Raw genomic sequence first — 24,753 nt, forward strand, 5'->3', positions numbered from 1 at the left:
CGCGGGGAACTGCGCGACCGGCCACGACGGCGCCGCAGGCGACCGACGGGCGTCCGGTGCATCGGTGCTTACCGCAAAGCGGAGCGTCACCGCTCCTTGGTCTCCTCCAGCACCGTCCGCCCGAGGAGCGCGTACCGCTCGGGGGAGCGGCGCTTGAGGTACTGGGCGTAGCCGAGGCCCAGCGCCGCGACCAGGGCCACCAGCCACGGGGTCGCCTTCAGCACCAGTGAGCCGGACTCCGGCCCGGCGGCCACGCCCATGTTGGACACCAGCAGCACGACGACGGCGAGCATCGCGACGCCGCCCAGCAGGGGCGCCGTGAAGGTGCGGAACCAGTGCCGGCTCTCGGGGTGGTGGGAGCGGAAGTACACCAGCACCGCGAAGGAGCACACGGCCTGGACGACGAGGATCGCCATGGTGCCGAGGATGGCGAGCAGGACGTAGGTGCCGGTGTACGGGTCCTTGCCCGCGGCCCAGAACGCGCCGATCAGCACCGCGCTGACCGCGGTCTGCACCAGCCCGGCGAGGTGCGGGGAGCCGTGCCGGGCGTGGGTCCGGCCGATGGTGTCGCGCAGCGAGGGCAGCACGCCCTCCCGGCCCAGGGCGTACAGATAGCGGGCGGCGCAGTTGTGGAAGGCCATGCCGCAGGCCAGCGAGCCTGTGATCATCAGCCACTGCATGACGTCGACCGCCCAGTGGCCGACGTAGCGCTCGGTGGGGTCGAAGAACATGGCGAGCGGGTTGGCGGAGGAGGCGGCGCGTACGGCCTCCGCCTCGCCGTTGCCGGTGATGGCCATCCAGGAGACGAGGACGTAGAAGACCCCGACGCCGAGCACGCTGATCATCGTGGCCTTGGGGATGATCTTCTTGGGGTCGCGGGACTCCTCGCCGTACATCGCCGTGGACTCGAAACCGACCCAGGACCAGAAGGCGAAGAAGAGCCCGAGCCCGGCCGAGGTGCCCTTGAAGGCGTTGACGGGGTCGACCGGCGCGAAGGTGAACCCGTGCGGCCCGCCGCCGTGGAGGGCGACGGACACCGCCATGGCCGCCAGCACGGTCACCTCGGTCGCCAGCAGCACCACCAGCAGTTTCTCGGCGACGCTGACCCCGAACCAGGTGCCGGTGGCGTTGACGGCGAGCATCAGCACGGCGAAGGCCCACCACGGCACGTGCAGCCCGGTCTGGTCCGACAGCGTGGTGGTGGCGAAGGTGGAGAAGATCCCGATCAGCGCGGGTTCGAAGACCATGTAGGCGAAGGTGGCGAGCAGCCCCGAGGCCAGCCCGACGGTCCGTCCCAGGCCGTAGGAGATGAAGCCGTAGAAGGCGCCGGTCGACGTGATGTGCTTCGCCATCGAGGTGAACCCGACGGAAAAGATTGCCAGGACGACCATTGCGACGAGATAACTCGCGGGCGCCCCGACGCCGTTGCCGGACGACACCATGAAGGGCACGTTGCCGGTCATCGCGGTGATCGGCGCGGCGGTGGCGACGGCCATGAACACCACCCCGAGCAGCCCCACGGCATTGGGTTTCAGCCGGTGAACCGGCCCGCCGTCGCCCGCGCCCGTCTCCCTCGCAACACCCTCGTCCACAGCCATCGGGTGGCCCCTTCCCTGTTCTGTCCGTGGGTCCTGATGGAGCAGGATGGTGGACGGGACAGGGGCTCGGGAAGGGGTCGGCGCGGTTAAATATTTGTCACCAGACCTTTAGGGGCCTTCAGGGTGCGTCCTCGGGAGTCGGCCGGGTGCCGGGGCCGGCGGGCAGGGTGAGGCCCCAGGCCCCCTCCATCACCCGCCACGTCCGCCGCCGTACCGGTCCGGAGACCGTCGCGTCGGCCCGGTAGCGGAAGTCGGCGCCCGTGACCGTCACCGTGCGGCCGGAGGCCAGCAGCGGGGTCGCCTCCGCGCCCACCGACAGGGGGCGTACCTCCACCGAGGCCACTCCGCCCGGGCCCGGGGCCACCGACACCGCCTCCACCGGCTGGTCCAGGTCGACCACCGGCTCCCCGTCGACCTCGACCCGCAGCCGGGTCCCGGGGGAGGGGACGGCGGGCAGCCGGGCGGGGCGGGCGCCCAGACGGACCAGGGAGCGGTACCAGGGCCGGCCCGAGGAGACCGGCACCGGGGCCGCCGGCTCCCTGACCGGCGCCGGCGGAATGCCCAGGGCACCCAGGACCACCCCGTCGCTGTCGTCGACCAGCAGATCCAGCCGCCGCTCGGCGCCGTCCAGCACCGCCCGCGCCGCCGCCACCGCGCCGCCCGGCACCCCGAGCGACTCGGCGAGCGCGGTGTCGCCCACCGGCACCACCGCCAGCGCGCACCCGGCCAGCTCCCGCTGCCGGTGCAGCAGCGTGACGGCCCGCACCAGCGTCCGGTCGTCGCCGACCAGGACCGGCCGCCTGGACCCCCTTCGGCCCAGTGCCCGGGCGAATTCCTCCGGCCCCTCGGGGAGACACACCTTGGTCGCCGCACCCGCGCTGAGCACGTCTTTCGCGATGCGTACGGACTCTCCGTCCGTCTGCCGTGCGGCCGGATCGACGATCACCAGCAGCTGATCGGACGTCGCGAAAGTCGCCACCTCGGTCCTGCCTGCCTTCCTCGGGTAGCATCTTTGTGCAAGAGCCCCTTGCGCTATTGCGCCAGGGGCTTCGTCTATTCCGGGGCATCCGGTCCGACGGTTGTGCGACCAACGGCGGTCGCGGTGGTACGCGGCGGTGAACCTTACGCCCACGCCCCCGACCTTGGACATGCCCCGCCCGGAAGGGGTGTACGCGCGTGCCCGCACTTGTGCTGCTCGGTGCTCAGTGGGGTGACGAAGGCAAGGGAAAGGCGACGGACCTGCTCGGTGGTTCCGTCGACTATGTGGTGCGTTACCAGGGCGGCAACAACGCCGGCCACACGGTGGTCGTCGGCGACCAGAAGTACGCGCTCCACCTGCTCCCTTCCGGAATCCTCTCGCCTTCTTGTGTCCCGGTCATCGGCAACGGCGTCGTCGTCGACCCGTCGGTCCTGCTCTCCGAGCTGAGCGGTCTGAACGAGCGTGGCGTCGACACGTCCAAGCTCCTGATCAGCGGTAACGCGCACATCATCACGCCGTACAACGTGACCGTCGACAAGGTGACGGAACGCTTCCTCGGCAAGCGCAAGATCGGTACGACCGGCCGCGGCATCGGCCCGACCTACGCGGACAAGATCAACCGCGTGGGCATCCGGGTCCAGGACCTCTACGACGAGTCGATCCTCCAGCAGAAGGTGGAGGCCGCCCTCGACGTCAAGAACCAGATCCTCACCAAGCTCTACAACCGGCGCGCGATCGCCGCCGAGCAGGTGGTCGAGGAGCTGCTGGGCTACGCCGAGCAGATCAAGCCGTACGTCGCCGACACGGTGCTGGTCCTGAACCAGGCCCTGGAGGACGACAAGGTCGTGCTCTTCGAGGGCGGCCAGGGCACCCTGCTGGACATCGACCACGGCACGTACCCGTTCGTGACGTCCAGCAACCCGACCGCGGGCGGTGCCTGCACCGGCGCCGGCGTGGGCCCCACGAAGATCAGCCGGGTCATCGGCATCCTCAAGGCCTACACGACCCGCGTCGGCGCGGGCCCGTTCCCGACCGAGCTGTTCGACGAGGACGGCGAGGCGCTGCGCCGCATCGGCGGCGAGCGGGGGGTCACCACCGGCCGTGACCGCCGCTGCGGCTGGTTCGACGCGGTCATCGCCCGGTACGCCACCCGCGTCAACGGCCTGACCGACTTCTTCCTCACCAAGCTGGACGTGCTCACCGGCTGGGAGCAGATCCCGGTCTGCGTCGCCTACGAGATCGACGGCAAGCGGGTCGAGGAGCTGCCCTACTCGCAGACCGACTTCCACCACGCCAAGCCGGTCTACGAGACCCTGCCGGGCTGGTCCGAGGACATCACCAAGGCGAAGTCCTTCTCCGACCTGCCGAAGAACGCCCAGAACTACGTCAAGGCGCTGGAGGAGATGTCCGGCGCACCGATCTCCGCGATCGGCGTGGGCCCGGGCCGCGACGAGACGATCGAGATCAACTCCTTCCTCTGATCGCACCTTCCCGGGGCTCGGGGATCCGAAGGGACGGCCGGCGCGGAGAACCCGCCCGGCCGTCCCGCCCTCCGCGGTGCCGGCCGGGCAGGGGAGGCGCCCCACGTACGGGCGTCCACGGGAGGCCCGTCCCCGCTGCCGGCGGCCGGAGTGCTGTGGCCCCCGGCCGTCCGCCTCATCGGGCGGCCCTCACGGCCCCGTGCCGCTGCTCGGGGCCGCGGAGTCCGTGCCTCCCCGGCTCAGCTCGCGCTCATCCCTCGTTCCGGCCACTGTGCCCGCTCGTCGTACACGGCGTTGATCTTCCGGGACGCCTTGAGGAAGGTGTGGTCGAGCTCGCCGTCGTCCGGCTGGGCCGTCCGCGTGTACGTGTTCATGGTCAGGAGCCGCGTCATCGTCGCCGGGTCCTCCCCGAAGGCGTAGCGGACGACCACCCCGTCCTCGGACTCCTTCTTGAAGCAGACGAGGGACGCCATCACCACTCACCTTCGAAGTCTTCGCGCTTGTTCAGCGGCACCTTGCTCTGCCACTTGAACGGGTCGCCGAAGGCGCTGATCGCCTCGCCCTTGTTCAAGAGTGAGTGATGCTCTGGCCAAGGAACGCGCCGTCGTCAGCTGAACACGATCATCGAGCCCTGTGCCAGGGAGCGGGTCGCCGCCGCGTGCAGGCCCAGCCAGACGTGGCGTTCGCGGGCGAAGGGGCTGGGGTCGTACGGCGCCGGGACGGCCGGTTCCTCCAGGTCGGTCGGGGCGGTCGGCGGGGCGGGCGCCGCCGGGGGGTTGGCCGGGTCGATGCCGATGGACGGGGCGACGTACTGGAGTTCGCGCAGCAGCGTCTGGCTGGAGCCCAAGGGGCCGCCGCCCGCGAGGAGTTCCTCGTTGGACAGCGGGTGCGGGAAGTCCACGGGGACGTACGCGCCCGCGTGGTCGTAGTGCCAGACCAGATGGGACTGCTGGGCCGTCGACTCGAACATCTCCAGCAACTGCTCGTAGTCGCCGCCCAGTTCGTCCACCGGCGTCACCGGCAGCCCGCAGACCTGGAGCAGGTACACCCGGCGCAGGAAGTGCAGGGCGTCGTAGTCGAAACCGGCGACCGGGGCGACGTCGCCGGACAGCCCCGGCATGTACTGGTACACCGGCACCGGCGGCAGACCGGCCTCGGCCAGCGCCTTGTTGTACTGCGCGAGTTCCTCGGCGAAGGGGTTGTCCGGGGTGTGGCACAACACGTCCACGAGCGGTACCAGCCACAGGTCACAGGCCAAAGAGGGCTCCTCGCATCGGCAGGCGCGTGATCACGCACGGCAGCAGGTGGTCAGGGAAGGGTAGTCGGTACGGTCCCCGGGCGGCTCCCCTCGGACGGCTCGGGGGGACCGTATCGGTCACCTACCCGTTGCTCAGCTGTTCCAGCAGCGCCAGGGAATGGGCGTTGGCGGCGGCGACGATCGCGCGGGCGGTCTCGGCCTCGCGCCGGGCCAGCGCGTCGACCAGTCCGGTGTGCCCGGCCCAGAGCCGGCCGCGCAGGTCGGGCAGCCGGAGCAGGTGCTGCACCGCGCACACCCACGACTGCACGCGCAGGCGGTGCAGGAAGTCACCGAGGTAGGGGTTGCCGAACAGGGCGCTCAGCTCGCGCCAGAACCGCAGGTCGTAGCCGACGAGGACGGTGACGTCGCCGGCGGTCGCGGCGCGCCGGGCCTCCTCGCCGCGGCGGCGCACGGTGGCCAGGGCCGCGGCCGTGCACGGGTCCTCGGGCGGGGTGCGGAAGGCGGGGTGGCCGGCGGCGAGGGCCTGGAACATGCCGTCGGTGACCAGGCTGCGCGCCTCGATCATGTTCCGGTAGTCGGTGAGCGAGTACTCCGGCACCCGGAACCCGCGGTGCTGGTCGGCCTCCAGGATGCCCTGCGCGGACAGGTCGACCAGCGCCTCGCGGACGGGTGTGGCGGAGACGCCGTACTGGTCGGCTATCTCCTTGACAGTGAACGCCCGGCCCGGGCGCAGCCGCCCCGCCAGCACCTCGTCACGGAGCGCGTCCGCGATCTGCTGGCGCAGGGTACTGCGCGTCACGGCGTTGCCGGGCATGATCCGGGCCTCTCCTCACACGTCCGGGTGACGTACTCGTGGAAACGCGCGATTTACGCGTGTCCTATTTGCTTACGAGCACGTCACCTTACGCGTTCGGACCGGCCCGGCGGCAGCCTCGGTCCGGTCACACGGTGTGTTCGTCGGCGACGCTCAGCGCGGCGTCCAGCGCGGCCAGGCCCGCCTTCAGCTCGGCCTCGGTGGCGTTGCACGGCGGGACCACGTGGGTGCGGTTCATGTTCACGAAGGGCCACAGGCCGTTCCGCTTGGCGGCGGCGGTGAACGCGGCCATGGGGGCGGCCGCCTCGCCGGCCGCGTTGTACGGCACCAGCGGCTCGCGGGTCTCCCGGTTCCGCACCAGTTCCAGCGCCCAGAACATGCCGACGCCGCGCACCTCGCCGACGCTCGGGTGGCGTTCGGCCAGTGCGGCGAGGCCGGGGCCGACGACGGTCTCGCCGAGCAGCCTGGCGTTCTCGACCACGCCCTCCTCCGCCATCACGTTGATCGTGGCGACGGCGGCCGCGCAGGCCAGCGGGTGCCCGGAGTAGGTGAGCCCGCCCGGGTAGGGCCGCTTGCCGAAGGTCTCGGCGATCTTCTGGGAGATGGCCACGCCACCGAGGGGCACGTAACCCGAGTTCACGCCCTTGGCGAAGGTCATCAGGTCGGGGGTGACACCGAACAGGCCGGCCGCGAACCACTCGCCGGTGCGGCCGAACCCGGCCATGACCTCGTCCAGGATGAAGACGATGCCGTACTTGTCGCACAGTTCGCGCACGCCGGCCAGGTAGCCGGGCGGCGGGACCATGATCCCGGCGGTGCCCGGGATGGTCTCCAGGATGATCGCGGCGATCGTCCCGGGGCCCTCGAAGGCGATCGTCGTCTCCAGGTGCTCCAGCGCCCGGGCGCACTCCTGCTCCTCGGTCTCGGCGTAGAAGCGGGAGCGGTAGAGGAACGGCGCCCAGAAGTGGACGACGCCGGCGGCGGCGCCGTCGGAGGCCCAGCGGCGCGGGTCGCCGGTGATGTTGACGGCCTGCTGGGTGCCGCCGTGGTACGAGCGGTACGCCGAGAGCACCTTCGGGCGGCCCGTGTGCAGCCGGGCCATGCGCACCGCGTGCTCGACGGCGTCCGCCCCGCCGTTGGTGAAGAAGATCTTGTCCAGGTCGCCGGGGGTCCGCTCGGCGATCAGCCGGGCCGCCTCCGAGCGGGCCTCGACGGCGAACGCGGGCGCGAAGGTGGTCAGCTTCGCGGCCTGCTCCTGGATCGCCGCGACCACCCTGGGGTGCTGGTAGCCGATGTTGGTGAAGACGAGTCCGCTGGTGAAGTCGAGGTACCGCGTGCCGTCGTAGTCCCAGAAGTACGACCCCTCGGCGCCGGCGACGGCGAGGGGGTCGATGAGGTCCTGGGCGGACCAGGAGTGGAAGACGTGCGCACGGTCCGCGGCCTTCACCGCGGCGCCGGCTTCGGGGCTGGGCTGAGGGGTCATGGCGGTGAGGGTAGATGTCCGCGATGCGGAAGGGATATCGGCGTCCTGTTCCGTGCACGGCGGGAATCCGCGACAGATTGTCGAAGGGCGGTCGCGGACGGACCGGGCAGGGCGCCGCCCGTCGTGCGCCGGCCGGACCCGGCTCGGCCTGTTACGGAACCGTAGACACAGGTCACGGTCCGCTGCCGTACCGCCGCACTATTCTCGGTCGTTGCAGACCTATGGGGGGGAAGGCGGCGCGGGGATGGAGAAGCTGGGACCGGGGGATCCCCCGCAGATCGGGGCGTACCGGCTGCTGGCACGGCTCGGCGCGGGCGGCATGGGGCACGTGTATCTGGCCCGGTCGGACCGGGGGCGGACGGTCGCCGTCAAGCTCGTCCGCCAGGAGCTGGCCGCACAGGAGGAGTTCCGCGCCCGGTTCCGGCAGGAGGTGCAGGCCGCGCGCCGGGTCGGCGGCTACTGGACCGCGCCCGTGCTGGACGCGGACACCGAGGCGGCCGTGCCGTGGGTGGCGACCGGGTACGTGGCCGGGCCCAGCCTGCAGCAGGTCGTCGGGCACGACCACGGGGCCCTGCCCGAGCGGTCGGTACGGATCCTGGCGGCGGGGCTCGCGCACGCGCTGAAGGACATCCACGCGGCCGGGATCGTGCACCGGGACCTCAAGCCGTCGAACGTGCTGGTGACCATCGACGGCCCGCGCGTGATCGACTTCGGCATCGCGCGGGCCCGGGAGACGGCGACCGCCGGCGGGGAGGGGCTCACCCGGACCGGGGCGCTCGTCGGCTCGCCCGGGTTCATGGCGCCCGAGCAGGTGCGCGGGGACCGGATCACGCCGGCCTGCGACGTGTTCTGCCTCGGGTCCGTGCTGGCGTACGCGGCGACCGGGGCGCTGCCCTTCGGCGGCGCCAACAGCGGGGTGCACGCCCTGATGTTCCGCATCGCCCAGGAGGAGCCGGACCTGACGGGGGTCCCGGAGGGGATCGCCGACCTGGTACGGGACTGCCTGCGCAAGGACCCGGGGAGCCGGCCGTCGCTTGACGCGATCCTGGAGCGGACCGGGGTGGAGGACACCGTGGCCGGGGGCCGGTCGCGGGATCCCTGGCTGCCCGGTTCGCTGGTCGCGCAGCTCGGGCGGCACGCGGTGCAGCTGCTGGAGGTGGAGAACCCGGAGCGGGGCGGGGCGGCCTCCCCGGGCCAGGGTCTCCCGACCGCGCCGCCGGCACCGCAGGCGCCGCCCGACGCCGGCGGTGCCGGTGCGTCGCCCGAGCACGCCCCCGTGTCCGACGGCGGCCCGGCCGCCCCCGTCGACCGTCTGCCGACCGTCGTCTCGCCCGGAACCGTGCCGCCGCCCGGTGTGCCGCAGGCGCCGCCCGCGTTCGGGGCGGCCTACGGGGCTCCGCAGCCGCATCCGCAGCACCCGCAGTCCGCCGCCTACGGGTATCCGCCCCAGCCCGGGAGCTGGGGCGGGGCACAGCCCTCGTACAACCCCTACGCGGGACCGGGCGGCGGACTCGGCGCCACCCCGCCGTACGGGCCGTCGGCCGCCGGGGTCCCGGCGGAGCCGGAGCGGCGCAACGGGCGGTCCACCGCGCTGCTCGTCGTGATCGCGCTGGTCGTCGCGCTGGGTGCGGGCGGCTCGGTGTACGCGCTGATGAGGAACGGGGGCGGGACGGACGACAAGGGCGACGGCAGGGTGAGTCCGGCGCCCACCGCCGGCTCCGCGTCGCCGGGCGGCTCCGGCTCGGCCACGCCGGCCGACTCGACGCCGTCACCGTCCGCCTCGACCGCCGGGGCGGTCCCGGAGGCCTATCTGGGCACCTGGCGGACGACCATCGACAACGCGAGCGGCTCCAACACCCGCGAACTGACCATCCGGCAGGGCGAGGTGGGCGACACCGTGCTGACGCTGGTCGCGGACGGGCCGACCGAGGGCGGGGGGTCGTACCACTGCGTGTTCGCGGCGAAGCTCGCCGAAGAGCCCGGCGGGGACGGACCGCTGGAGATCGGGCCGTCCACCGTCACCACCGGTGAACCCGCCTCCTCCTGCACCCCGGGCGAGGCCACCGAGGTCACCCTGCTGCCGGACGGCCGGCTGAAGCGGGCGAAGGCGAGCGGCGGGGAGAGCCTGACCTACGACAAGGAGTAGCCCGGCGTCCAGGGCCTGTCTGACAATTCCCGTCTGCCGACGCGAATTGTCAGACAGGCCCTAGCGGGGCTCGGGCGGCCGTTGCCGGGGCATGTTCGGGCGGCTGCCGTTCGCCGGTGGCAGGGGAAGCCGGCTCCCGCCGCCCCCGGCCTCCTGCCGCGGCACCGCCGCCACCGCCGTCTGGATGCCCAGCGGTGCCGCCCCCGTGCGGAACTCCACCATCCAGTCGGTGGTCTCCGTGCGCACCAGCTCCGTGATGTCCTCCGAGAAGCGCCGCAGCACCGACAGGCACCGCTCGGCCGCCTCGCTCGCCGTGCCCTCCGCCGGCCCCAGCACCTCCCGCACGCTCTCCGAGGCCCAGTCGAACTGGAACGCCTGGAGCCGCCGCTGCACCGCCTGCGCGGTGGCCACGTCCCTTATCCATCCGGACGTGACGCCGAAGAACCGGTCGACGGCGACGCAGGCGGCCGTGAGCAGCAGCGCCAGACAACCCCAGGGCGCCACCCCGTCGGCCAGCCCGGTCAGGTCCAGCAGGGGCAGCGCCGCCCCGGCCACCGCACCGGCCGCCGCCCCGACCCGCAGCACGCGCGCCCCGCGCCGCTTCCAGACCCGGTCCCGCAGGTACCAGGCCGCCGTCTCCAGCGCCCGCCGCTCCACCCACCGGTACAGCTCGTCCAGCCGTGCGGCGGGCTCCCCCCAGTCCCCGAGCGGGAAGGCCCGCCCGGTCAGATCGCCCGGCCGCAGCCCGGCCGCACCCTCGCCCCGCCCGTCCTGAGGGGGACCCTCGGGCTGCATCTCCGGCTGACCCACCCGGCACTCCCTACTGATCACTGATCGCTGCTCACCACCGGTCACTTTGCGTGACATTCCATGTCGGTGCGCGGCCCCCTTCCTACCGCCCAACGGGTGGCGGAGAGGGCGGTTTCCCAGCTTTTCCGCCCGGAAGAGGGCCTTGATCAGGTATACGACTGCCGAACTTCTCACTCGAAAGAGTGGCGGGGCGATGGAAGCGTGGACCACGTAGGCTCGTGCTCTAGGAGAAGACGCAGAGGAGCTGATCGTGTTTCCCGGTGGTGGCCAGGCCAATATGCAGCAGTTGCTCCAGCAGGCCCAGAAGATGCAGCAGGATCTGCAGCGGGCCCAGGAGGAACTGGCGAACACGGAGGTCGACGGGCAGGCGGGCGGCGGGCTGGTGCAGGCCACCGTCACCGGCGCCGGTGAGCTGCGCGCCCTCAGGATCGACCCGAAGGCGGTGGACCCGGAGGACACCGAGACCCTCGCCGACCTGATCGTGGCGGCCGTACAGGCGGCCAACGAGAACGCGCAGGCGCTCCAGCAGCAGAAGCTGGGCCCGCTCGCCCAGGGCCTGGGGGGCGGCAGCGGCATCCCGGGCCTGCCGTTCTGACGCCTCCGCCTTCCGAGCGGAGGCGGGAGCCAACTACCGTACGTACCGAAAGGTCTCCAGGAAGGGCAGTCCGTTGTACGAAGGCGTGGTCCAGGACCTCATCGACGAGCTGGGGCGGCTGCCCGGCGTCGGTCCCAAGAGCGCGCAGCGGATCGCCTTCCACATCCTGCAGGCCGAGCCGACGGACGTGAAGCGGCTCGCGCAGGCCCTCCTGGAGGTGAAGGCGAAGGTCCGCTTCTGCGCCACGTGCGGCAACGTGGCGCAGGAGGAGCTGTGCGGCATCTGCCGCGACCCGCGCCGCGACCCCTCCGTCGTCTGTGTGGTGGAGGAGCCCAAGGACGTCGTCGCGATCGAGCGCACCCGTGAGTTCCGGGGCCGTTACCACGTGCTCGGCGGCGCCATCAGCCCGATCGAGGGCGTCGGACCCGACGACCTGCGTATACGAGAACTTCTCGCGCGGTTGGCCGACGGGACGGTCACGGAACTGATCCTTGCCACGGATCCCAATCTGGAAGGCGAGGCCACGGCGACGTACCTCGCCCGCATGATCAAGCCCATGGGCCTGAAGGTCACCCGCCTGGCCAGCGGCCTCCCGGTGGGTGGCGACCTGGAATACGCGGACGAGGTCACCCTCGGCCGCGCCTTCGAGGGGAGACGACTCCTAGATGTCTGACGCCACGCTGCACGCCTCGACACAGAACCCGGACGACTTCGTCGTCCAGATCGCGGACCAGGTCGAGAGCTTCCTGGTGGCCGTCACGGAGGTGGCGAGGGGCGACGAACCCGAATCGGCCGTCCCCTTCCTCCTCCTTGAGGTCTCCCAGCTCCTGCTGGCCGGCGGCCGGCTGGGCGCCCACGAGGACATCGTCCCCGACGAGCGCTACGAGCCCGACCCGGGCCCCGAGCCGGACCTGGACGAGCTGCGCGAGAACTTCGCCCGGCTCCTGGACCCGGTCGACGTCTACTCCGAGGTCTTCGACCCGTACGAGCCCCGCAAGGCGCCGGTGCCGGCCCGGATCTCCGACGACCTCGCCGACATCATCACAGACCTGCGGCACGGCATGGTCCACTACCGTGCGGGCCGCACCACCGAGGCCCTGTGGTGGTGGCAGTTCTCGTACTTCTCCAACTGGGGTCCGACGGCCTCCGCCGTGCTGCGCGCCCTCCAGTCCGTCCTGATCCACGTCCGTCTCAACCAGCCCCTGGAGGAGCTGGACGGCCTCGACACCGACCAGCCGGCCATGGGCGACGAGACCCTGGAGTTCGAGGCGGGCCGGGTGATGGCCCAGGAGATCGGCGCGCCGCTCGGGATCCGGCCGGGGAAGTAGGCCGCCCGTCCCGCGGCGGCTGTGACCCCGGGCACGTTCCGAGTGCCCGGCGGTCCGCTGGGCAGGTGCCCGTGGCGAGCGTCCGGATGTCTCACCATGCGGGAGCAGGGTGGTGGAATTCGGACACTCGTTAGACTGAGCCGACACAAACGAACCGAGCGAGGAGCGCACGTGGGCCTTGTCGTGCAGAAGTACGGAGGCTCCTCCGTAGCCGATGCCGAGGGCATCAAGCGCGTCGCCAAGCGGATCGTGGAAGCGAAGAAGAACGGCAACCAGGTTGTCGTCGTCGTTTCCGCGATGGGCGACACGACGGACGAGCTGATCGATCTCGCCGAGCAGGTTTCTCCCATGCCTGCCGGGCGGGAATTCGACATGCTGCTGACCGCCGGAGAGCGGATCTCCATGGCCCTGCTGGCGATGGCGATCAAAAACCTGGGTCACGAGGCCCAGTCCTTCACCGGCAGCCAGGCAGGCGTGATCACCGACTCGGTCCACAACAAAGCCCGGATCATCGACGTCACGCCGGGCCGCATCAGGACCGCGCTGGACGAGGGCAACATCGCCATCGTCGCCGGTTTCCAGGGCGTCTCGCAGGACAAGAAGGACATCACCACGCTGGGGCGCGGTGGGTCCGACACCACCGCCGTCGCGCTGGCCGCCGCGCTCGACGCCGAGGTCTGCGAGATCTACACCGACGTCGACGGCGTGTTCACCGCCGACCCGCGCGTGGTGAAGAAGGCGAAGAAGATCGACTGGATCTCCTTCGAGGACATGCTGGAGCTCGCGGCCTCCGGCTCCAAGGTGCTGCTCCACCGCTGTGTGGAGTACGCCCGCCGCTACAACATCCCGATCCACGTCCGGTCGTCCTTCAGCGGACTGCAGGGCACGTGGGTCAGCAGTGAGCCGATTGGGGACAAGAAGGTGGAGCAGGCCATCATCTCCGGTGTCGCGCACGACACCTCCGAGGCCAAGATCACGGTCGTCGGTGTGCCGGACAAGCCGGGTGAGGCCGCCGCGATCTTCCGGACCATCGCCGATGCCGAGATCAACATCGACATGGTCGTGCAGAACGTGTCCGCAGCCTCCACCGGTCTGACGGACATCTCCTTCACGCTGCCGAAGACGGAGGGCCGCAAGGCCATCGACGCGCTGGAGAAGAACCGCTCCGGCATCGGTTTCGACTCGCTGCGCTACGACGACCAGATCGGCAAGATCTCCCTGGTCGGCGCCGGTATGAAGACCAACCCGGGCGTCACCGCCGCGTTCTTCGAGGCGCTTAGCGACGCCGGTGTGAACATCGAGCTGATCTCGACCTCCGAGATCCGGATCTCGGTGGTCACCCGCGCCGACGACGTCGCGGAGGCCGTCCGCGCCGTGCACACCGCCTTCGGACTGGACTCCGACAGCGACGAGGCCGTCGTCTACGGAGGCACCGGCCGATGACCGGCAGGCCGACGCTCGCGGTCGTGGGAGCGACCGGGGCCGTCGGCACGGTCATGCTCCAGATCCTCTCCCAGCGGGCGGACATCTGGGGCGAGATCCGCCTGATCGCCTCCCCGCGCTCGGCCGGCCGCAAGCTGACCGTGCGCGGGGCGGAGGTCGAGGTGGCGGCCCTGACGGAGGACGCCTTCGCCGGGGTCGACATCGCGCTGTTCGACGTGCCCGACGAGGTCGCCGCCGAGTGGGCGCCGGTCGCCGCCGCGCGCGGCGCGGTCGTCGTCGACAACTCCGGCGCCTTCCGGATGGACCCCGACGTGCCGCTCGTCGTGCCCGAGGTCAATCCGCACACGGTGCGGTCCCGCCCGCGCGGGATCGTCGCGAACCCCAACTGCACCACCCTGACGATGATCGTCGCCCTGGGCGCGCTGCACGCCGAGTTCGGGCTGCGCGAGCTGGTGGTGTCGTCGTACCAGGCGGTGAGCGGGGCCGGGCGGGCCGGCGTGGAGGCGCTGCGGGCCCAGCTCTCCCTGGTGGCAGGGACCGAACTGGGCACCAGTCCCGGGGACGTGCGCCGGGCCGTCGGGGAGGACACCGGGCCGTTCCCGGAGCCGGTCGCGCTGAACGTCGTACCGTGGGCCGGATCGCTGCGCGAGGACGGCTGGTCGTCGGAGGAGATGAAGGTCCGCGACGAGTCCCGGAAGATCCTCGGCCTGCCGAGGCTGCCGGTCGCCGTGACCTGTGTCCGGGTGCCGGTGATCACGACGCACTCGCTGACCGTCCACGCCCGTTTCCAGCGGGAGGTCGGCGTCGAGGGCGCCCGGGAGATCCTGGCCACCGCGCCGGGCGTGGTGCTGTGCGACGATCCGGCCGCCGGCGAGTTCCCCACCCCCGCCGACGTGGTGGGCACCGATCCCACCTGGGTGGGCCGGGTGCGGCGGGCGCTGGACGACCCGACCGCGCTGGAGCTGTTCGTGTGCGGCGACAACCTGCGCAAGGGCGCCGCACTGAACTGCGCCCAGATCGCGGAGCTGATCGCGGCGGAGACGTCCGCCGGCGTTCCGCCCGCTTTGTAGGATCCTTGTAAGAAGTGTGGCCAGGGGCATGGTCCAATCCACTTGAACCGTCCCCCTCGGCGACAGAGGATTTCTCTCCCCGCCTTCCGCAACCGTACGGAGGCGGGGAGCGTCTTTGCGGTCACCCTTCAGGGACCTGGGGACGCGATGATCCTGGCGTGGGGACGCCGTGGTCGGGGCGTGGGGACGCCCGTTCAAATGGGACATAAGGGAAGAGCGGGACGCATGACGGCACTTCAGGCACGGCCGGCTGTCGCACATGTGACGCCCGGCACGTACAACCCCCGAGGGGGGAAACGTGTCCAACAGGCGTGGCAGAGGTACTCGAACTCACTGCGGCCCGCGGCGCTACGGCCCTGCGGCCCCGCGCGGCGCTCCGGCCCCGCACGCCCGGCGGCATGCCGGTGATCGCGCCCATGCCCGCAGCGCGGCCCGCCCGCATACCCAGTCAGCGTGACGGCGCCGAGGAGACCGCGGGTGCCGTGGCGACCGAGGCCGCCGGGACGACCGTCGACCACCTCACCGAGACCTACCGGGCGCACTACCGCTCGCTGCTCGGCCTCGCCGCACTCCTCCTCGACGACACCGCCTCCTGCGAGGACGTCGTCCAGGAGGCCTTCATCCGCGTCCACTCGGCCCGCAAGCGCGTCCGTGACCCCGAGAAGACCCTCGCCTACCTGCGGCAGACCGTCGTCAACCTCTCCCGGTCCACGCTGCGCCGGCGCATCCTCGGTCTGAAGCTGCTCTCCAAGCCGATGCCCGACATGGCGAGCGCGGAAGAGGGCGCCTACGACCAGCTGGAGCGCCGCGACCTCATCAAGGCGATGAAGGGCCTGCAGCGCCGCCAGCGCGAGGTGCTCGTGCTGCGCTACTTCGCCGACATGACCGAGGCCCAGGTCGCCGAGACCCTCGGCATATCGCTGGGCTCGGTGAAGGCGTACGGCTCGCGGGGCATCGCCGCGCTGCGGGTGGCCATGGAGGCACCGGCATGAGCGACCACGCCGAAGGGAGCGGCTCCCATGACGGCCACTCCCATGAGCGTCACTCCCATGAACGACACGAGCCCTACGCCTGGCACGAGCCGACGGAGCGCAACGGGCAACCGCACACGCCATCGCACGCTGGGAACGCAACTGTGAACCACGGCCCCGACGACAAGGGCCCCGAAGGGCTCGACGGAGTCCACAGCCTCGACGGGCTCGACAACGACGAACTGGCCCTGCGCCGGCTGCTGCACTCGGCGGTCGACGACATCGAACCGCGCACCGGCACCCTGGATCATCTGCGCCGCGCCGTCCCCGCGCGCCGCGCCCGCAAGCGGCAGGCGGTCGTCGGCATGGCCGCGGCGGCCCTGTTCATCGGCACCGCCGTCCCCGCCCTCGTGCACGTCTCCCGGTCCGGCGGCACCGACCCCAACACCGCCATGGCCGGCCAGAGCTCCCAGGAGCAGGGCGGCACCGGCCACGGCAAGGACGTGGGCGGCGACAAGGGCGGCAAGAAGGACGGCCCCGGCACGACGGTCAAGCCGGACAAGGAACCCGGCAAGAGCGACGAGAAGAGCGACAAGGGCGGCCACGACGGCGGTTCCGCCGGCGGCGCCAACCCCTCCGCCACGCGCGCCTCGGGCGTCCCGCTGTGCACGCCGACCCAGCTGGGCTCCGCCACCGGCACGGTGAACGCCCCCGACACCGCGGGCGTCGTCTACGGCACCTTCCGCGTCACCAACATCTCCGGCAGCGCGTGCACCCTCGGCGGCCCGGGCGTCGTCACGCCGACCGCGCAGGGTGCCGCCGACCCGGCCAAGGTCTTCGGCGCCCGGCATGTCGCCGGGGACGCGGCGGCCTCCCTGCCCGACCCGTCCCTGGAGGTCTCCTCCCTCGTCCTGCAGCCCGGAGCGGCCTACGAGGAGAAGTTCGCCTTCGTCCCCTCGGAGACCTGTCCCACCACCGGCGGCAGCGGCACCGGCGGCCCCGACCCGAGCGAGCCGTCGCCGGACCCCTCGCCGACCCAGGAGGCGAGTGCCTCCGGCGGTACGACCGACACCGGTGGCTCGGCGGGCACCACCACCCAGCTGGCCGCCGAGGACGGCCCCGCCGACGGCAGCATCGCGGTCACCCACACGGCCCAGGGCGGCGCCGCTTCGGCCACCGCGGTGGTGCCGGGGGCGTGCGCGGGGACGGTGTACTACACCGGAGTGCTGCCGGGCGCGTGACGCTCCGCGGGCCTTGAGGGGCCTCCGGCGGCCTCCGCGGGCCGACGGGGTGATCGCCGTGGGAGTGCTGCGGGTGCGATGTGGCCGCCGCGGATCCGTGGCGGCCGGCCGCGCAGTTCCCCCGCGTGCCTGCGGAACCGCGGCGGGCGGCGCCCGTCCCACGGAAGCGGCGGCCTGCCGGCGCCGGGAAACGTCCTCACGCCCGGCCGGTGCCGCCGCCGGTCACGCGCTGGGCACCGCTGTCCGGTCCTCGGGCACCAGGCCCAGCGCAGCGTCCCGCTGGAACTCGATCTCCCGCCGCAGCAACCGGAACCACATGAACACCACGAAGCCGGCGAACACGAACCACTCCCCGGTGTAGCCCAGGTTCTGGAACGCCTTCAGGTCCAGCCCGCTGCCGCTCGGCGCGCTCGCGGGCACGGCCTTCATCCCGGCGTCCCCCTTGTCGAGGGTGACCCACGCGTCGTACAGCCGGTACGGCACCAGGTTCACCAGCGACGCCGAGCTGATCACCGCGGTCTGCCCGGCCGGCAGCCCGCCCTGCGCGCTCACCCCGTTGTCTCCGGGCGTCTCGGACGCCTGCAGCGCGCCGGTGACGGTGACCTCGCCGGCGGGCGGCGCGGGCGCCTCGGCCGCGTCCGCCGTGCCGGGCAGCCAGCCCCGCACCACCGGCAGCGCCTTCCCGGAGTCGGTGCGCAGCAGCGTCAGCACGTAGAACCCGCGCTTGCCGTCCAGCTCCCGCCCGGGCACCAGCAGCTGCTTGCCGTACCGCCCGCTCGCCGTGACCCGCCGGCCCGCCGTGCTCTTGTCGACGGGCAGCATCGAGTCCAGCGGGCGCGCGGCCTCGTCCCGGCCGGACGCGACCTGTTCGGTCACGGCGCGGTGGTCCTGCACCCGGTCCTCGAACCGGCCCAGCTGCCACGACCCCATGAAGACGCAGAAGGGGATGGCGAGCAGCACGAAGACGTTGATGCCCCACCAGCGGGGTGTCAGCAGAAACCGGTACACGACCTCCACGGTACGGCTCCCGCGCCGGCGCCCGGGCCGCGGGTCGTCCCTTGCCCGCTCAGCTCACCCGGCTCGCCCTGAGCGAGTAGATCAGCGGGATGCGCGGATGGTCCGCGGGGAAGCGGTGGTAACCGTCGCGCACCTCGAAGTTCGCGAACCGCGGGAAGAGCGACACGTCGTGCTCGTGCAGGAACTCGATGCGCAGCCCCGTCGCGGCGAGCGCGGAGACCACGTCCCCGAGTGTGTGCTGCCACTCCACGCTGCGGTTGTGGACGGTGACGGCGTCCAGGTCGGCGTAGGTGCCCGGTTCGTTCCACACCTGTGGGTCCCGGGTGAAGTAGTCGCGCACGACCCGGGTGCCGGTCTCGTCGTCCAGGGTCTCGGCGACCGGGTGGAACTCGGCGAGGTAGAGGAAGCCGCCGGGCGCGACGAGCGAGGCGGCCGTCTCCGCCCAGCGCCGGATGTCCGGCAGCCAGCACAGGGCGCCCAGACCGGTGTAGACGATGTCGTACGACGGCTCGGGTACGGCGGTGGCCGCGTCGTAGACGTCGCTGGTGACGAAGGCCGCCCGGTCGGGGCCGTAGCCGAGGTCGGCCGCGAGGGCGCGGGCCGCCTCCACCGCCGGTGCCGAGAAGTCCAGGCCGACGACGCGGGCGGCGCCGCGGTGGGCCCAGGAGAGGGTGTCGGTGCCGATGTGGCACTGCAGGTGCAGCAGCGACTTCCCGGTGACGTCCCCGACCTCCGTCCTCTCGAAGTCCCGCAGGTCGTCCCGGCGGGTGCGGAAGCCGTCGAGGTCGTAGAAGGAACCGGCGACGTGGACGGGGACCCGCTCGTCCCACATGGCCCGGTTGTCCTCGCGCCAGCCGTCGGGAACGGACGAGTCGGACCCTTCGGTGACGGACGTGGAAGGCACGGAAACGCTCATGCGCCGGAAGTTATCCACAGGCTGCGCATACCCGCCACCCAATTGTCGGCGCGGCCAGGCAATATGGGCGCATGACTGGGGCCATGAGTGAGAGCAGGACACCGGACACACCGGACATGCCGGACTGGGAGAAGCGGTTCCGCGCACCGCGCGTCTCCCTGCCCGACTGGGCGGAGGACGCGCCGGACCGTTCCCTGTTCGTGTCGAACGCGACCGGGACGTACGAGCTGTACGCCTGGGACAGGGCGACGGGTGAGCAGCGGCAGGCGACGGACCGGCCGAACGGCACGACGGACGGCGTGCTCTCCCCGGACGGCGCGTGGATCTGGTGGTTCGACGACAAGGACGGCGACGAGTTCGGCGTCTGGCGCCGCCAGCCCTTCGCGGGCGGCCCGGACGAGCCGGCCGTGCCCGGTCTCGATCCGTCGTACCCGGCCGGTCTTGCCCTGTCCCGCGACGGCCGCACGGCGGTCGTCGGCCGCTCCACGGACGAGGACGGTACGACGATCCACCTGGCGCGCGAGGGCGCGGACCCGGTGGAGATCTACCGGCACCGCGAGTCGGCGGGCGTCGGCGACCTCTCGCACGACGGCTCCCTGATCGCCGTGGAGCACACCGAGCACGGCGACGCCATGCACTCCGCGCTGCGGGTGCTCCGCCCGGACGGCACGACGGTCGCCGAACTGGACGACACCAAGGGCGGCACCGAGGAGCTGGGCCTGGAGGTGCTGGGCTTCGCCCCGGTCGACGGCGACACCCGGCTGCTCATCGGCCACCAGCGCCGGGGCCGCTGGGAGCCGCTGGTCTGGGATGTCGCGACGGGCGAGGAGACGGACCTGGCCCTGGACCTGCCGGGTGACGTCAGCGCCGAGTGGTATCCGGACGGCTCGGCCCTGCTCATCGCCCACGGCTTCGAGGCGCGCAGCGAGCTGTTCCGGTACGAGCTGGAGACCCGCGAGCTGACCCGCATCCCCACCCCGCCCGGCACGGTCTCCGGTGCGACGGCCCGCCCCGACGGCAGCGTGGAGTTCCTGTGGTCGTCGGCCGCCGAGCCCCCGGCGGTGCGCTCCACGGCCGGCGGAGTGGTGCTGGACCCCCCGGGCATGACCTGTCCGCCGTCGGTGCCGGTGGAGGACGTGTGGGTGGAGGGCCCCGGCGGCCGTATCCACGCCCTGGTCCAGAAGCCGGCGGGCGCCACCGGCCCCCTGCCCACCGTGTTCGACCTGCACGGCGGACCGACCTGGCACGACAGCGACTCCTTCGCCGCCGGCCCGGCCGCCTGGGTGGACCACGGGTACGCGGTCATCCGCATCAACTACCGCGGCTCCACCGGCTACGGCCGCGCCTGGACCGACGCCCTCAAGCACCGGGTCGGCCTGATCGAGCTGGAGGACGTGGCCGCGGTGCGCGAGTGGGCGGTCTCCTCCGGCCTCGCCGACCCCGGCCGTCTCGTCCTCACCGGCGCCTCCTGGGGCGGCTACCTCACCCTGCTCGGCCTCGGCACCCAGCCGGACGCCTGGACGCTGGGCATCGCCGTCGTGCCGGTCGCGGACTACGTCACCGCGTACCACGACGAGATGGAGGCCCTGAAGGCCATGGACCGCACCCTGCTGGGCGGCACCCCCGAGGAGGTCCCGGACCGCTTCGCCGCGTCCTCCCCGCTCACCTACGTCGACCAGGTCAAGGCCCCGGTCTACATCTCGGCCGGCGTCAACGACCCCCGCTGCCCGATCCGCCAGATCGACAACTACGTCAAGAGACTGGAGGCCCGCGGCGCGGTCCACGAGGTGTACCGGTACGACGCGGGGCACGGCTCCCTGGTCGTGGAGGAGCGGATCAAGCAGGTGAGACTGGAACTGGAGTTCGCCGAGCGCCACTTGCCCGCATAGCGTCAGCGCAGCTCCGCCAGCCCCCTCCGGGTGGCCGCCACCACCACCCGGTCGCCCTTCGTCAGGACGTGGTCGGCGGAGGTGGCGGTGTGGCCCAGCAGGGCCAGGACGCGCCAGGAGCCGGACTGGAAGGCCTCCCGTACGGTGCGGCCCTCCAGCCGGGGGTGGCCGTCCACGTCGATCGCGGCGAACAGGAGCACCCGGCGCTCCACGGCGACGGCGCCCAGGACCTGGCGGCCCAGCATCGCCCCGGCGAACGCGGGGGCGGCCAGGTGGGTGACGCTGCGGCTGCGGGTGAGGGCCTGGGGGTAGGCGGTGCGCAGGGTGCGGTAGACGGCGGTGGCGAAGTCGTCGTCGTAGAGGCGCAGGACCACGCGCAGATCGGGGCGCACCGTCCGGGCGTAGAGCACGGCCTCCAGGTTGGTGGTGTCGGAGCTGGTCACCGCGAGCAGGGCCTGGGCCCGGTGGATCTGGGCGCCCTCCAGGACGCCTTCCTGGGTGACGTCGCCGAGGACCACCGGCACCCGCAGCCGGCGGGCGGTGGCCAGGCCGCGGGCCTCCGGGTCGGACTCGACGCACACCACGGGGATGTTCAGTTCCCGCAGCCGGGTCAGTACCCGGGTGCCGATCTTGCCGAGGCCGAGGAGCACCACATGCCCGCTCAGGCCGCGCGGGGGTCTGCGCAGGGCGGAGGCGGTGCGGAAGGTGCCGAACGCCTCCAGCGCGGCGGCCAGCAGGAGCGGCAGGAGCAGCAACCCGACCAGGGCGGAGAGGAGTTGGAGGAGCTGGCGGCCGAGGGGCTCCTTGAGGGCCGGGTCGTCGATCGCGAAGAGGTCGAGCAGGGTGACGTAGAAGGCGCGCACCGGGTGGATGCCGGTGACCAGCCACAGGGCGACGGCGAGCCCGACCACGCAGCCGACCAGGCCGGCCAGGGACCAGCGCAGCCGGCGGGAGAAGAGGGAGGCGAGCGGCATGACGCCGGTCATCCGGCGGGTGGGCGCGGCGGACTCCGTACCGGCGGGGGCGGAGACGTGTTCCAGCACCACGGCCTGGCGCCCGGCCGCCTGCCGCACCTCCTCGTCGTCGGGCAGCAGCCGCGGCCGGTGTTCGGCGCCGTCGTCCGGGTCGCCGCCCGACAGCAGGGCGAGGGTGCACAGCCCCGGACCGCTGCCGGACCCGTCGTCCCCGGTGAGCGGCCGTTCGACGGCCCGCAGCAGCAGGCCCTCGGTCTGGACGACCCGGCTGGTGCCGGCGACGGCGGTGGCGGCCAGCGCGGGCGCGGCGGTGTCGGCGTCGGACAGCACGGTCGTGAAGGCCTCGGCGCTGGTGTCCGGGCCCTCGTCGCCGCCGGCGGCCAACGCGGCGGCCTGGTCGAGGAGTTCCTCGATGTGCTGGCCCAGCCGCCGGTTGTACAGGCGCAGGACGAGCCGCAGCCGGGGGTTGAGCCGGCGAGCGGTCAGCGCGGCCCGGATGTTGATCTCGTCGTCGTCGTACACCAGGGCCAGCGCGGCGGCCCGGCCCACCCCGGCCTCGGCGAGCACCGCCTCGGTCAGCTCGGCCGCCTCCAGCACGCCGTCGGTCTCCGGGGGTTGGGTTCCGGTGCCGGCGGGGGGCTGTCCGGTGCCGCCGGTCCGGCCGACCGTGCCCACGGCGGCGCTCACCACGCGGTCGAACAGCGCCACCGACGCGGCACGGGCCCGGCCGACCACGGGGGGCCGGGCGGTGCGCTCGTTCGGCGGTACGACGAGCGTGACCTGTTCGCCGTGGACCCCGCGCAGCTCGGCGGCCAGCCGGTGCGCGAGCCCGTCGTCACCGCACACCACCATGTGCGCCGGCCGGGCCCCCGGGCCTCCTTGATACGGAACGCTCGCCACAAGGGAAAAGAGTGCCCCAAGGAGTTGCGTGGTTCCAGCAACGTCCTGAACGGCAGTGCGACGGCTCGCGTACGCAAGGGGAGGCAGTCCAGCAGCCGGAGGTAACCACCCGTGGCCATCACCGAAGACGCCCCGCCCGGCGCGGACCTGGGCCGGCCCGTGCCCCCGCGGGGCCGGCGGCTCAGCTCCCCGCTGGTGCTGGTGCTGACGCTCCTGCTGGCCGTGCTCGCCCAGTCCCCGATCCGCGGCCTGCTCGGCACGCCGGCGATGCAGAGCTGGATGACGGTGTTCGTCGCGGTGACCGTGCAGGCGCTGCCCTTCCTGGTGCTCGGCGTACTGCTGTCGGCGGCGATCGCGGTGTTCGTGCCGGCGTCCTTCTTCGCGCGCGCCCTGCCGCGCCGGCCCGCCCTGGCCGTGCCCGTGGCGGGGGTCGCGGGCGCGGTGCTGCCGGGCTGCGAGTGCGCGTCGGTGCCGGTGGCGGGCGCCCTGGTGCGCCGGGGCGTGACCCCCGCCGCCGCCCTCGCCTTCCTGCTGTCCGCGCCCGCGATCAACCCGGTGGTGCTGACCGCCACCGCCGTCGCCTTTCCCGGGCACCCGGAGATGGTCCTGGCCCGGTTCGCGGCGAGCCTGCTGGTGGCCTGCGCGATGGGCTGGCTGTGGCAGCGGCTGGGCCGCACGGACTGGCTCCGCCCCCCGGCTCACGGCGCGCACGAGGGCGCGGGCAAGGGGGAGGCGTTCTGGGACGCGGTCCGGCACGACGTCATGCACGCCGGCGGTTTCCTGGTGCTCGGCGCGACGGCCGCGGCCACGCTCAAGGCGGCGGTCCCGGCGGACTGGCTGCGCGCGGCGGCCGGGACCCCGCTGGTCTCGGTGCTCGCCCTGGCCGTCCTGGCCGTCCTGCTGTCCATCTGCTCGGAGGCGGACGCGTTCGTCGCGGCCTCCCTCACCCAGTTCTCCCCGACGGCCAAGCTGGTGTTCCTGGTGGTGGGCCCGATGATCGACCTCAAGCTGTTCGCGATGCAGGCCGGCACCTTCGGCCGTGCCTTCGCGCTCCGGTTCGCGCCCGCCACCTTCGCGCTGGCCGTCACGGGCGCCGTGCTGACCGGGGCGGTGCTGCTGTGAACCGCCAGGCCCAGGCGGCCGTCCTGTTCCTGCTCGGCGCCGCCCTGCTGCACGCCGGCGCCACCGACCTGTACCTGCGCTACGTCAAGGCCGGCCTGCGCCCCCTCCTGCTGGCCTCCGGCGTGGTCCTGATCGCGGCGGCCGTGGCGACGGCCTGGTACGAGCGCCGCCGCGCCGGCCGGTCCGGGCCGGGACACGCGCACCCCGAGCCGCGCGTGTCCTGGCTCCTCCTGCTGCCCCTCCTCGCGCTGATCCTGATCGCCCCGCCGGCCCTCGGCTCGTACAGCGCCCTGCGCTCGGGTACGGCGCTGCAGAAGCCGTACGCCTACGGCCCGTTGCCGGCCGGCGACCCGGTGCCGCTGTCGGTCGTGGACTACGCCTCCCGCGCGGCCTACGGCCACGGCCGCTCCCTGCACGGCCGCCCGGTAAGGGTCACCGGCTTCCTCGCCCTGGACCGGGCGGGCCGGCCCTACCTGGTCCGCATGGCCCTCAACTGCTGCGCCGCGGACGCCCAGCCGGTGAAGATCGCGCTGACCGGCGAGCTGCCGCCGGTCCTGCGCCCGGACGCCTGGCTGGAGGTCACGGGCACCTACACCCCCCGCCTGACCCGCGACCCGGTCAACGACGGCCCCATCCCCTATCTGAAGGTCACCTCGACCCGGCCGGTCCAGGCCCCGCCCGATCCGTACGACGAGACCTGGAACACCTGAGCCGGTGC

General features: G+C 72.7%; 22 protein-coding genes. 12 read left to right on the forward strand and 10 right to left on the reverse strand.

Features of this window, described 5'->3' with window-relative positions; translation table 11 throughout:
* Window positions 1-86: 86 nt before the first annotated feature.
* Both S1361_RS21450 and S1361_RS21455 read right to left on the reverse strand, forming a co-directional pair.
* The gene (locus S1361_RS21450) at window positions 87-1,598 is read right to left on the reverse strand and encodes an APC family permease (RefSeq protein ID WP_208033425.1); all 1,512 of its coding nucleotides are present in this window, start codon (window positions 1,596-1,598) and stop codon (window positions 87-89) included.
* Window positions 1,599-1,716: 118 nt separating this feature from the next.
* Entirely contained in the window at window positions 1,717-2,577 is an 861-nt protein-coding gene (locus S1361_RS21455; protein WP_208033426.1) for a diacylglycerol kinase family protein, read from the reverse strand.
* A gap of 197 nt (window positions 2,578-2,774) precedes the next feature.
* Here S1361_RS21455 and S1361_RS21460 point away from each other — a divergent pair, with 197 nt between their 5' ends.
* Window positions 2,775-4,058, forward strand: coding sequence for an adenylosuccinate synthase (locus S1361_RS21460; protein ID WP_208033427.1), 1,284 nt, complete (start codon window positions 2,775-2,777; stop codon window positions 4,056-4,058).
* 239 nt (window positions 4,059-4,297) lie between these two features.
* Here S1361_RS21460 and S1361_RS21465 read toward each other — a convergent pair whose 3' ends face one another.
* The 4 genes from S1361_RS21465 to S1361_RS21480 all read right to left on the reverse strand — a co-directional run bounded on the left by S1361_RS21465 (window position 4,298) and on the right by S1361_RS21480 (window position 7,613).
* On the reverse strand, window positions 4,298-4,531 hold the full coding sequence (locus S1361_RS21465; protein ID WP_208033428.1) for a hypothetical protein: 234 nt from the start codon (window positions 4,529-4,531) through the stop codon (window positions 4,298-4,300).
* Window positions 4,532-4,665: 134 nt separating this feature from the next.
* Complete coding sequence (locus tag S1361_RS21470; RefSeq protein ID WP_208033429.1) at window positions 4,666-5,316, reverse strand: phospholipase D-like domain-containing protein; 651 nt, start codon at window positions 5,314-5,316, stop codon at window positions 4,666-4,668.
* Window positions 5,317-5,437: 121 nt separating this feature from the next.
* Window positions 5,438-6,130, reverse strand: a complete 693-nt coding sequence (locus S1361_RS21475) for a GntR family transcriptional regulator (RefSeq protein ID WP_208033430.1) — start codon at window positions 6,128-6,130, stop codon at window positions 5,438-5,440.
* A 127-nt stretch (window positions 6,131-6,257) separates the two neighbouring features.
* On the reverse strand, window positions 6,258-7,613 hold the full coding sequence (locus S1361_RS21480; protein ID WP_208033431.1) for an aspartate aminotransferase family protein: 1,356 nt from the start codon (window positions 7,611-7,613) through the stop codon (window positions 6,258-6,260).
* Between the two features lie 244 nt (window positions 7,614-7,857).
* Here S1361_RS21480 and S1361_RS21485 point away from each other — a divergent pair, with 244 nt between their 5' ends.
* A complete protein-coding gene (locus S1361_RS21485; RefSeq protein ID WP_208033432.1) occupies window positions 7,858-9,759 on the forward strand; it encodes a serine/threonine-protein kinase in 1,902 nt (633 codons plus the stop codon).
* 60 nt (window positions 9,760-9,819) lie between these two features.
* Here S1361_RS21485 and S1361_RS21490 read toward each other — a convergent pair whose 3' ends face one another.
* The gene (locus tag S1361_RS21490; RefSeq protein ID WP_208033433.1) at window positions 9,820-10,569 is read right to left on the reverse strand and encodes an SLATT domain-containing protein; all 750 of its coding nucleotides are present in this window, start codon (window positions 10,567-10,569) and stop codon (window positions 9,820-9,822) included.
* 250 nt (window positions 10,570-10,819) lie between these two features.
* Between S1361_RS21490 and S1361_RS21495 the strand changes: the two genes are divergently transcribed.
* From S1361_RS21495 to S1361_RS21525, 7 genes are all read left to right on the forward strand, one after another.
* Window positions 10,820-11,164 carry a YbaB/EbfC family nucleoid-associated protein gene (locus tag S1361_RS21495; RefSeq protein ID WP_208033434.1) on the forward strand — a complete coding sequence of 115 codons (345 nt, stop codon included), beginning with the start codon at window positions 10,820-10,822 and terminating at the stop codon, window positions 11,162-11,164.
* Between the two features lie 73 nt (window positions 11,165-11,237).
* Complete coding sequence (gene recR / locus S1361_RS21500; protein ID WP_030981981.1) at window positions 11,238-11,837, forward strand: recombination mediator RecR; 600 nt, start codon at window positions 11,238-11,240, stop codon at window positions 11,835-11,837.
* On the forward strand, window positions 11,830-12,492 hold the full coding sequence (locus S1361_RS21505; RefSeq protein WP_208033435.1) for a DUF5063 domain-containing protein: 663 nt from the start codon (window positions 11,830-11,832) through the stop codon (window positions 12,490-12,492). The genes recR and S1361_RS21505 overlap by 8 nt, the downstream gene beginning before the upstream one ends.
* 171 nt (window positions 12,493-12,663) lie before the next feature.
* Window positions 12,664-13,935 carry an aspartate kinase gene (locus tag S1361_RS21510; RefSeq protein WP_208033436.1) on the forward strand — a complete coding sequence of 424 codons (1,272 nt, stop codon included), beginning with the start codon at window positions 12,664-12,666 and terminating at the stop codon, window positions 13,933-13,935.
* Entirely contained in the window at window positions 13,932-15,005 is a 1,074-nt protein-coding gene (locus tag S1361_RS21515) for an aspartate-semialdehyde dehydrogenase (protein WP_208033437.1), read from the forward strand. Before S1361_RS21510 ends, S1361_RS21515 begins: the two co-directional genes overlap by 4 nt.
* A gap of 311 nt (window positions 15,006-15,316) precedes the next feature.
* Window positions 15,317-15,997 (forward strand): SigE family RNA polymerase sigma factor, encoded by a 681-nt coding sequence (locus tag S1361_RS21520; RefSeq protein ID WP_208033438.1) that lies wholly within the window; start codon window positions 15,317-15,319, stop codon window positions 15,995-15,997.
* 143 nt (window positions 15,998-16,140) lie between these two features.
* The gene (locus S1361_RS21525) at window positions 16,141-17,217 is read left to right on the forward strand and encodes a hypothetical protein (RefSeq protein ID WP_208033439.1); all 1,077 of its coding nucleotides are present in this window, start codon (window positions 16,141-16,143) and stop codon (window positions 17,215-17,217) included.
* Window positions 17,218-17,439: 222 nt separating this feature from the next.
* Here S1361_RS21525 and S1361_RS21530 read toward each other — a convergent pair whose 3' ends face one another.
* The gene (locus S1361_RS21530; RefSeq protein WP_208033440.1) at window positions 17,440-18,225 is read right to left on the reverse strand and encodes an SURF1 family protein; all 786 of its coding nucleotides are present in this window, start codon (window positions 18,223-18,225) and stop codon (window positions 17,440-17,442) included.
* Window positions 18,226-18,283: 58 nt separating this feature from the next.
* Window positions 18,284-19,066: a class I SAM-dependent methyltransferase gene (locus S1361_RS21535; protein ID WP_208036707.1), complete on the reverse strand. Its 783-nt coding sequence runs from the start codon at window positions 19,064-19,066 to the stop codon at window positions 18,284-18,286.
* Between the two features lie 167 nt (window positions 19,067-19,233).
* On the opposite strand from S1361_RS21535, the gene S1361_RS21540 reads away from it, so the two are divergent.
* Window positions 19,234-21,039, forward strand: a complete 1,806-nt coding sequence (locus S1361_RS21540; RefSeq protein WP_208033441.1) for a S9 family peptidase — start codon at window positions 19,234-19,236, stop codon at window positions 21,037-21,039.
* 2 nt (window positions 21,040-21,041) lie between these two features.
* Here S1361_RS21540 and S1361_RS21545 read toward each other — a convergent pair whose 3' ends face one another.
* The gene (locus S1361_RS21545) at window positions 21,042-22,865 is read right to left on the reverse strand and encodes an NAD-binding protein (protein WP_208036708.1); all 1,824 of its coding nucleotides are present in this window, start codon (window positions 22,863-22,865) and stop codon (window positions 21,042-21,044) included.
* A gap of 159 nt (window positions 22,866-23,024) precedes the next feature.
* Here S1361_RS21545 and S1361_RS21550 point away from each other — a divergent pair, with 159 nt between their 5' ends.
* Together S1361_RS21550 and S1361_RS21555 are read left to right on the forward strand one after the other, a co-directional pair.
* Entirely contained in the window at window positions 23,025-24,035 is a 1,011-nt protein-coding gene (locus S1361_RS21550) for a permease (protein ID WP_208033442.1), read from the forward strand.
* Entirely contained in the window at window positions 24,032-24,745 is a 714-nt protein-coding gene (locus S1361_RS21555) for a TIGR03943 family putative permease subunit (RefSeq protein WP_208033443.1), read from the forward strand. The genes S1361_RS21550 and S1361_RS21555 overlap by 4 nt, the downstream gene beginning before the upstream one ends.
* The last annotated feature ends 8 nt before the right edge of the window (window positions 24,746-24,753 follow it).

Origin of the sequence: Streptomyces cyanogenus (assembly GCF_017526105.1) — a bacterium.
GTDB classification, from domain to species: Bacteria; Actinomycetota; Actinomycetes; order Streptomycetales; family Streptomycetaceae; genus Streptomyces; species Streptomyces cyanogenus.

Coding starts and splice junctions, on each gene's coding strand:
- S1361_RS21545 (WP_208036708.1), bottom strand. CDS start 22,865: ATGGTGGTGTGCGGTGACGACGGGCTCGCGCACCGGCTGGCCGCCGAG.
- S1361_RS21505 (WP_208033435.1), top strand. CDS start 11,830: ATGTCTGACGCCACGCTGCACGCCTCGACACAGAACCCGGACGACTTC.
- S1361_RS21480 (WP_208033431.1), bottom strand. CDS start 7,613: ATGACCCCTCAGCCCAGCCCCGAAGCCGGCGCCGCGGTGAAGGCCGCG.
- S1361_RS21535 (WP_208036707.1), bottom strand. CDS start 19,066: ATGTGGGACGAGCGGGTCCCCGTCCACGTCGCCGGTTCCTTCTACGAC.
- S1361_RS21465 (WP_208033428.1), bottom strand. CDS start 4,531: ATGGCGTCCCTCGTCTGCTTCAAGAAGGAGTCCGAGGACGGGGTGGTC.
- S1361_RS21515 (WP_208033437.1), top strand. CDS start 13,932: ATGACCGGCAGGCCGACGCTCGCGGTCGTGGGAGCGACCGGGGCCGTC.
- S1361_RS21485 (WP_208033432.1), top strand. CDS start 7,858: ATGGAGAAGCTGGGACCGGGGGATCCCCCGCAGATCGGGGCGTACCGG.
- S1361_RS21450 (WP_208033425.1), bottom strand. CDS start 1,598: ATGGCTGTGGACGAGGGTGTTGCGAGGGAGACGGGCGCGGGCGACGGC.
- S1361_RS21475 (WP_208033430.1), bottom strand. CDS start 6,130: ATGCCCGGCAACGCCGTGACGCGCAGTACCCTGCGCCAGCAGATCGCG.
- S1361_RS21540 (WP_208033441.1), top strand. CDS start 19,234: ATGAGTGAGAGCAGGACACCGGACACACCGGACATGCCGGACTGGGAG.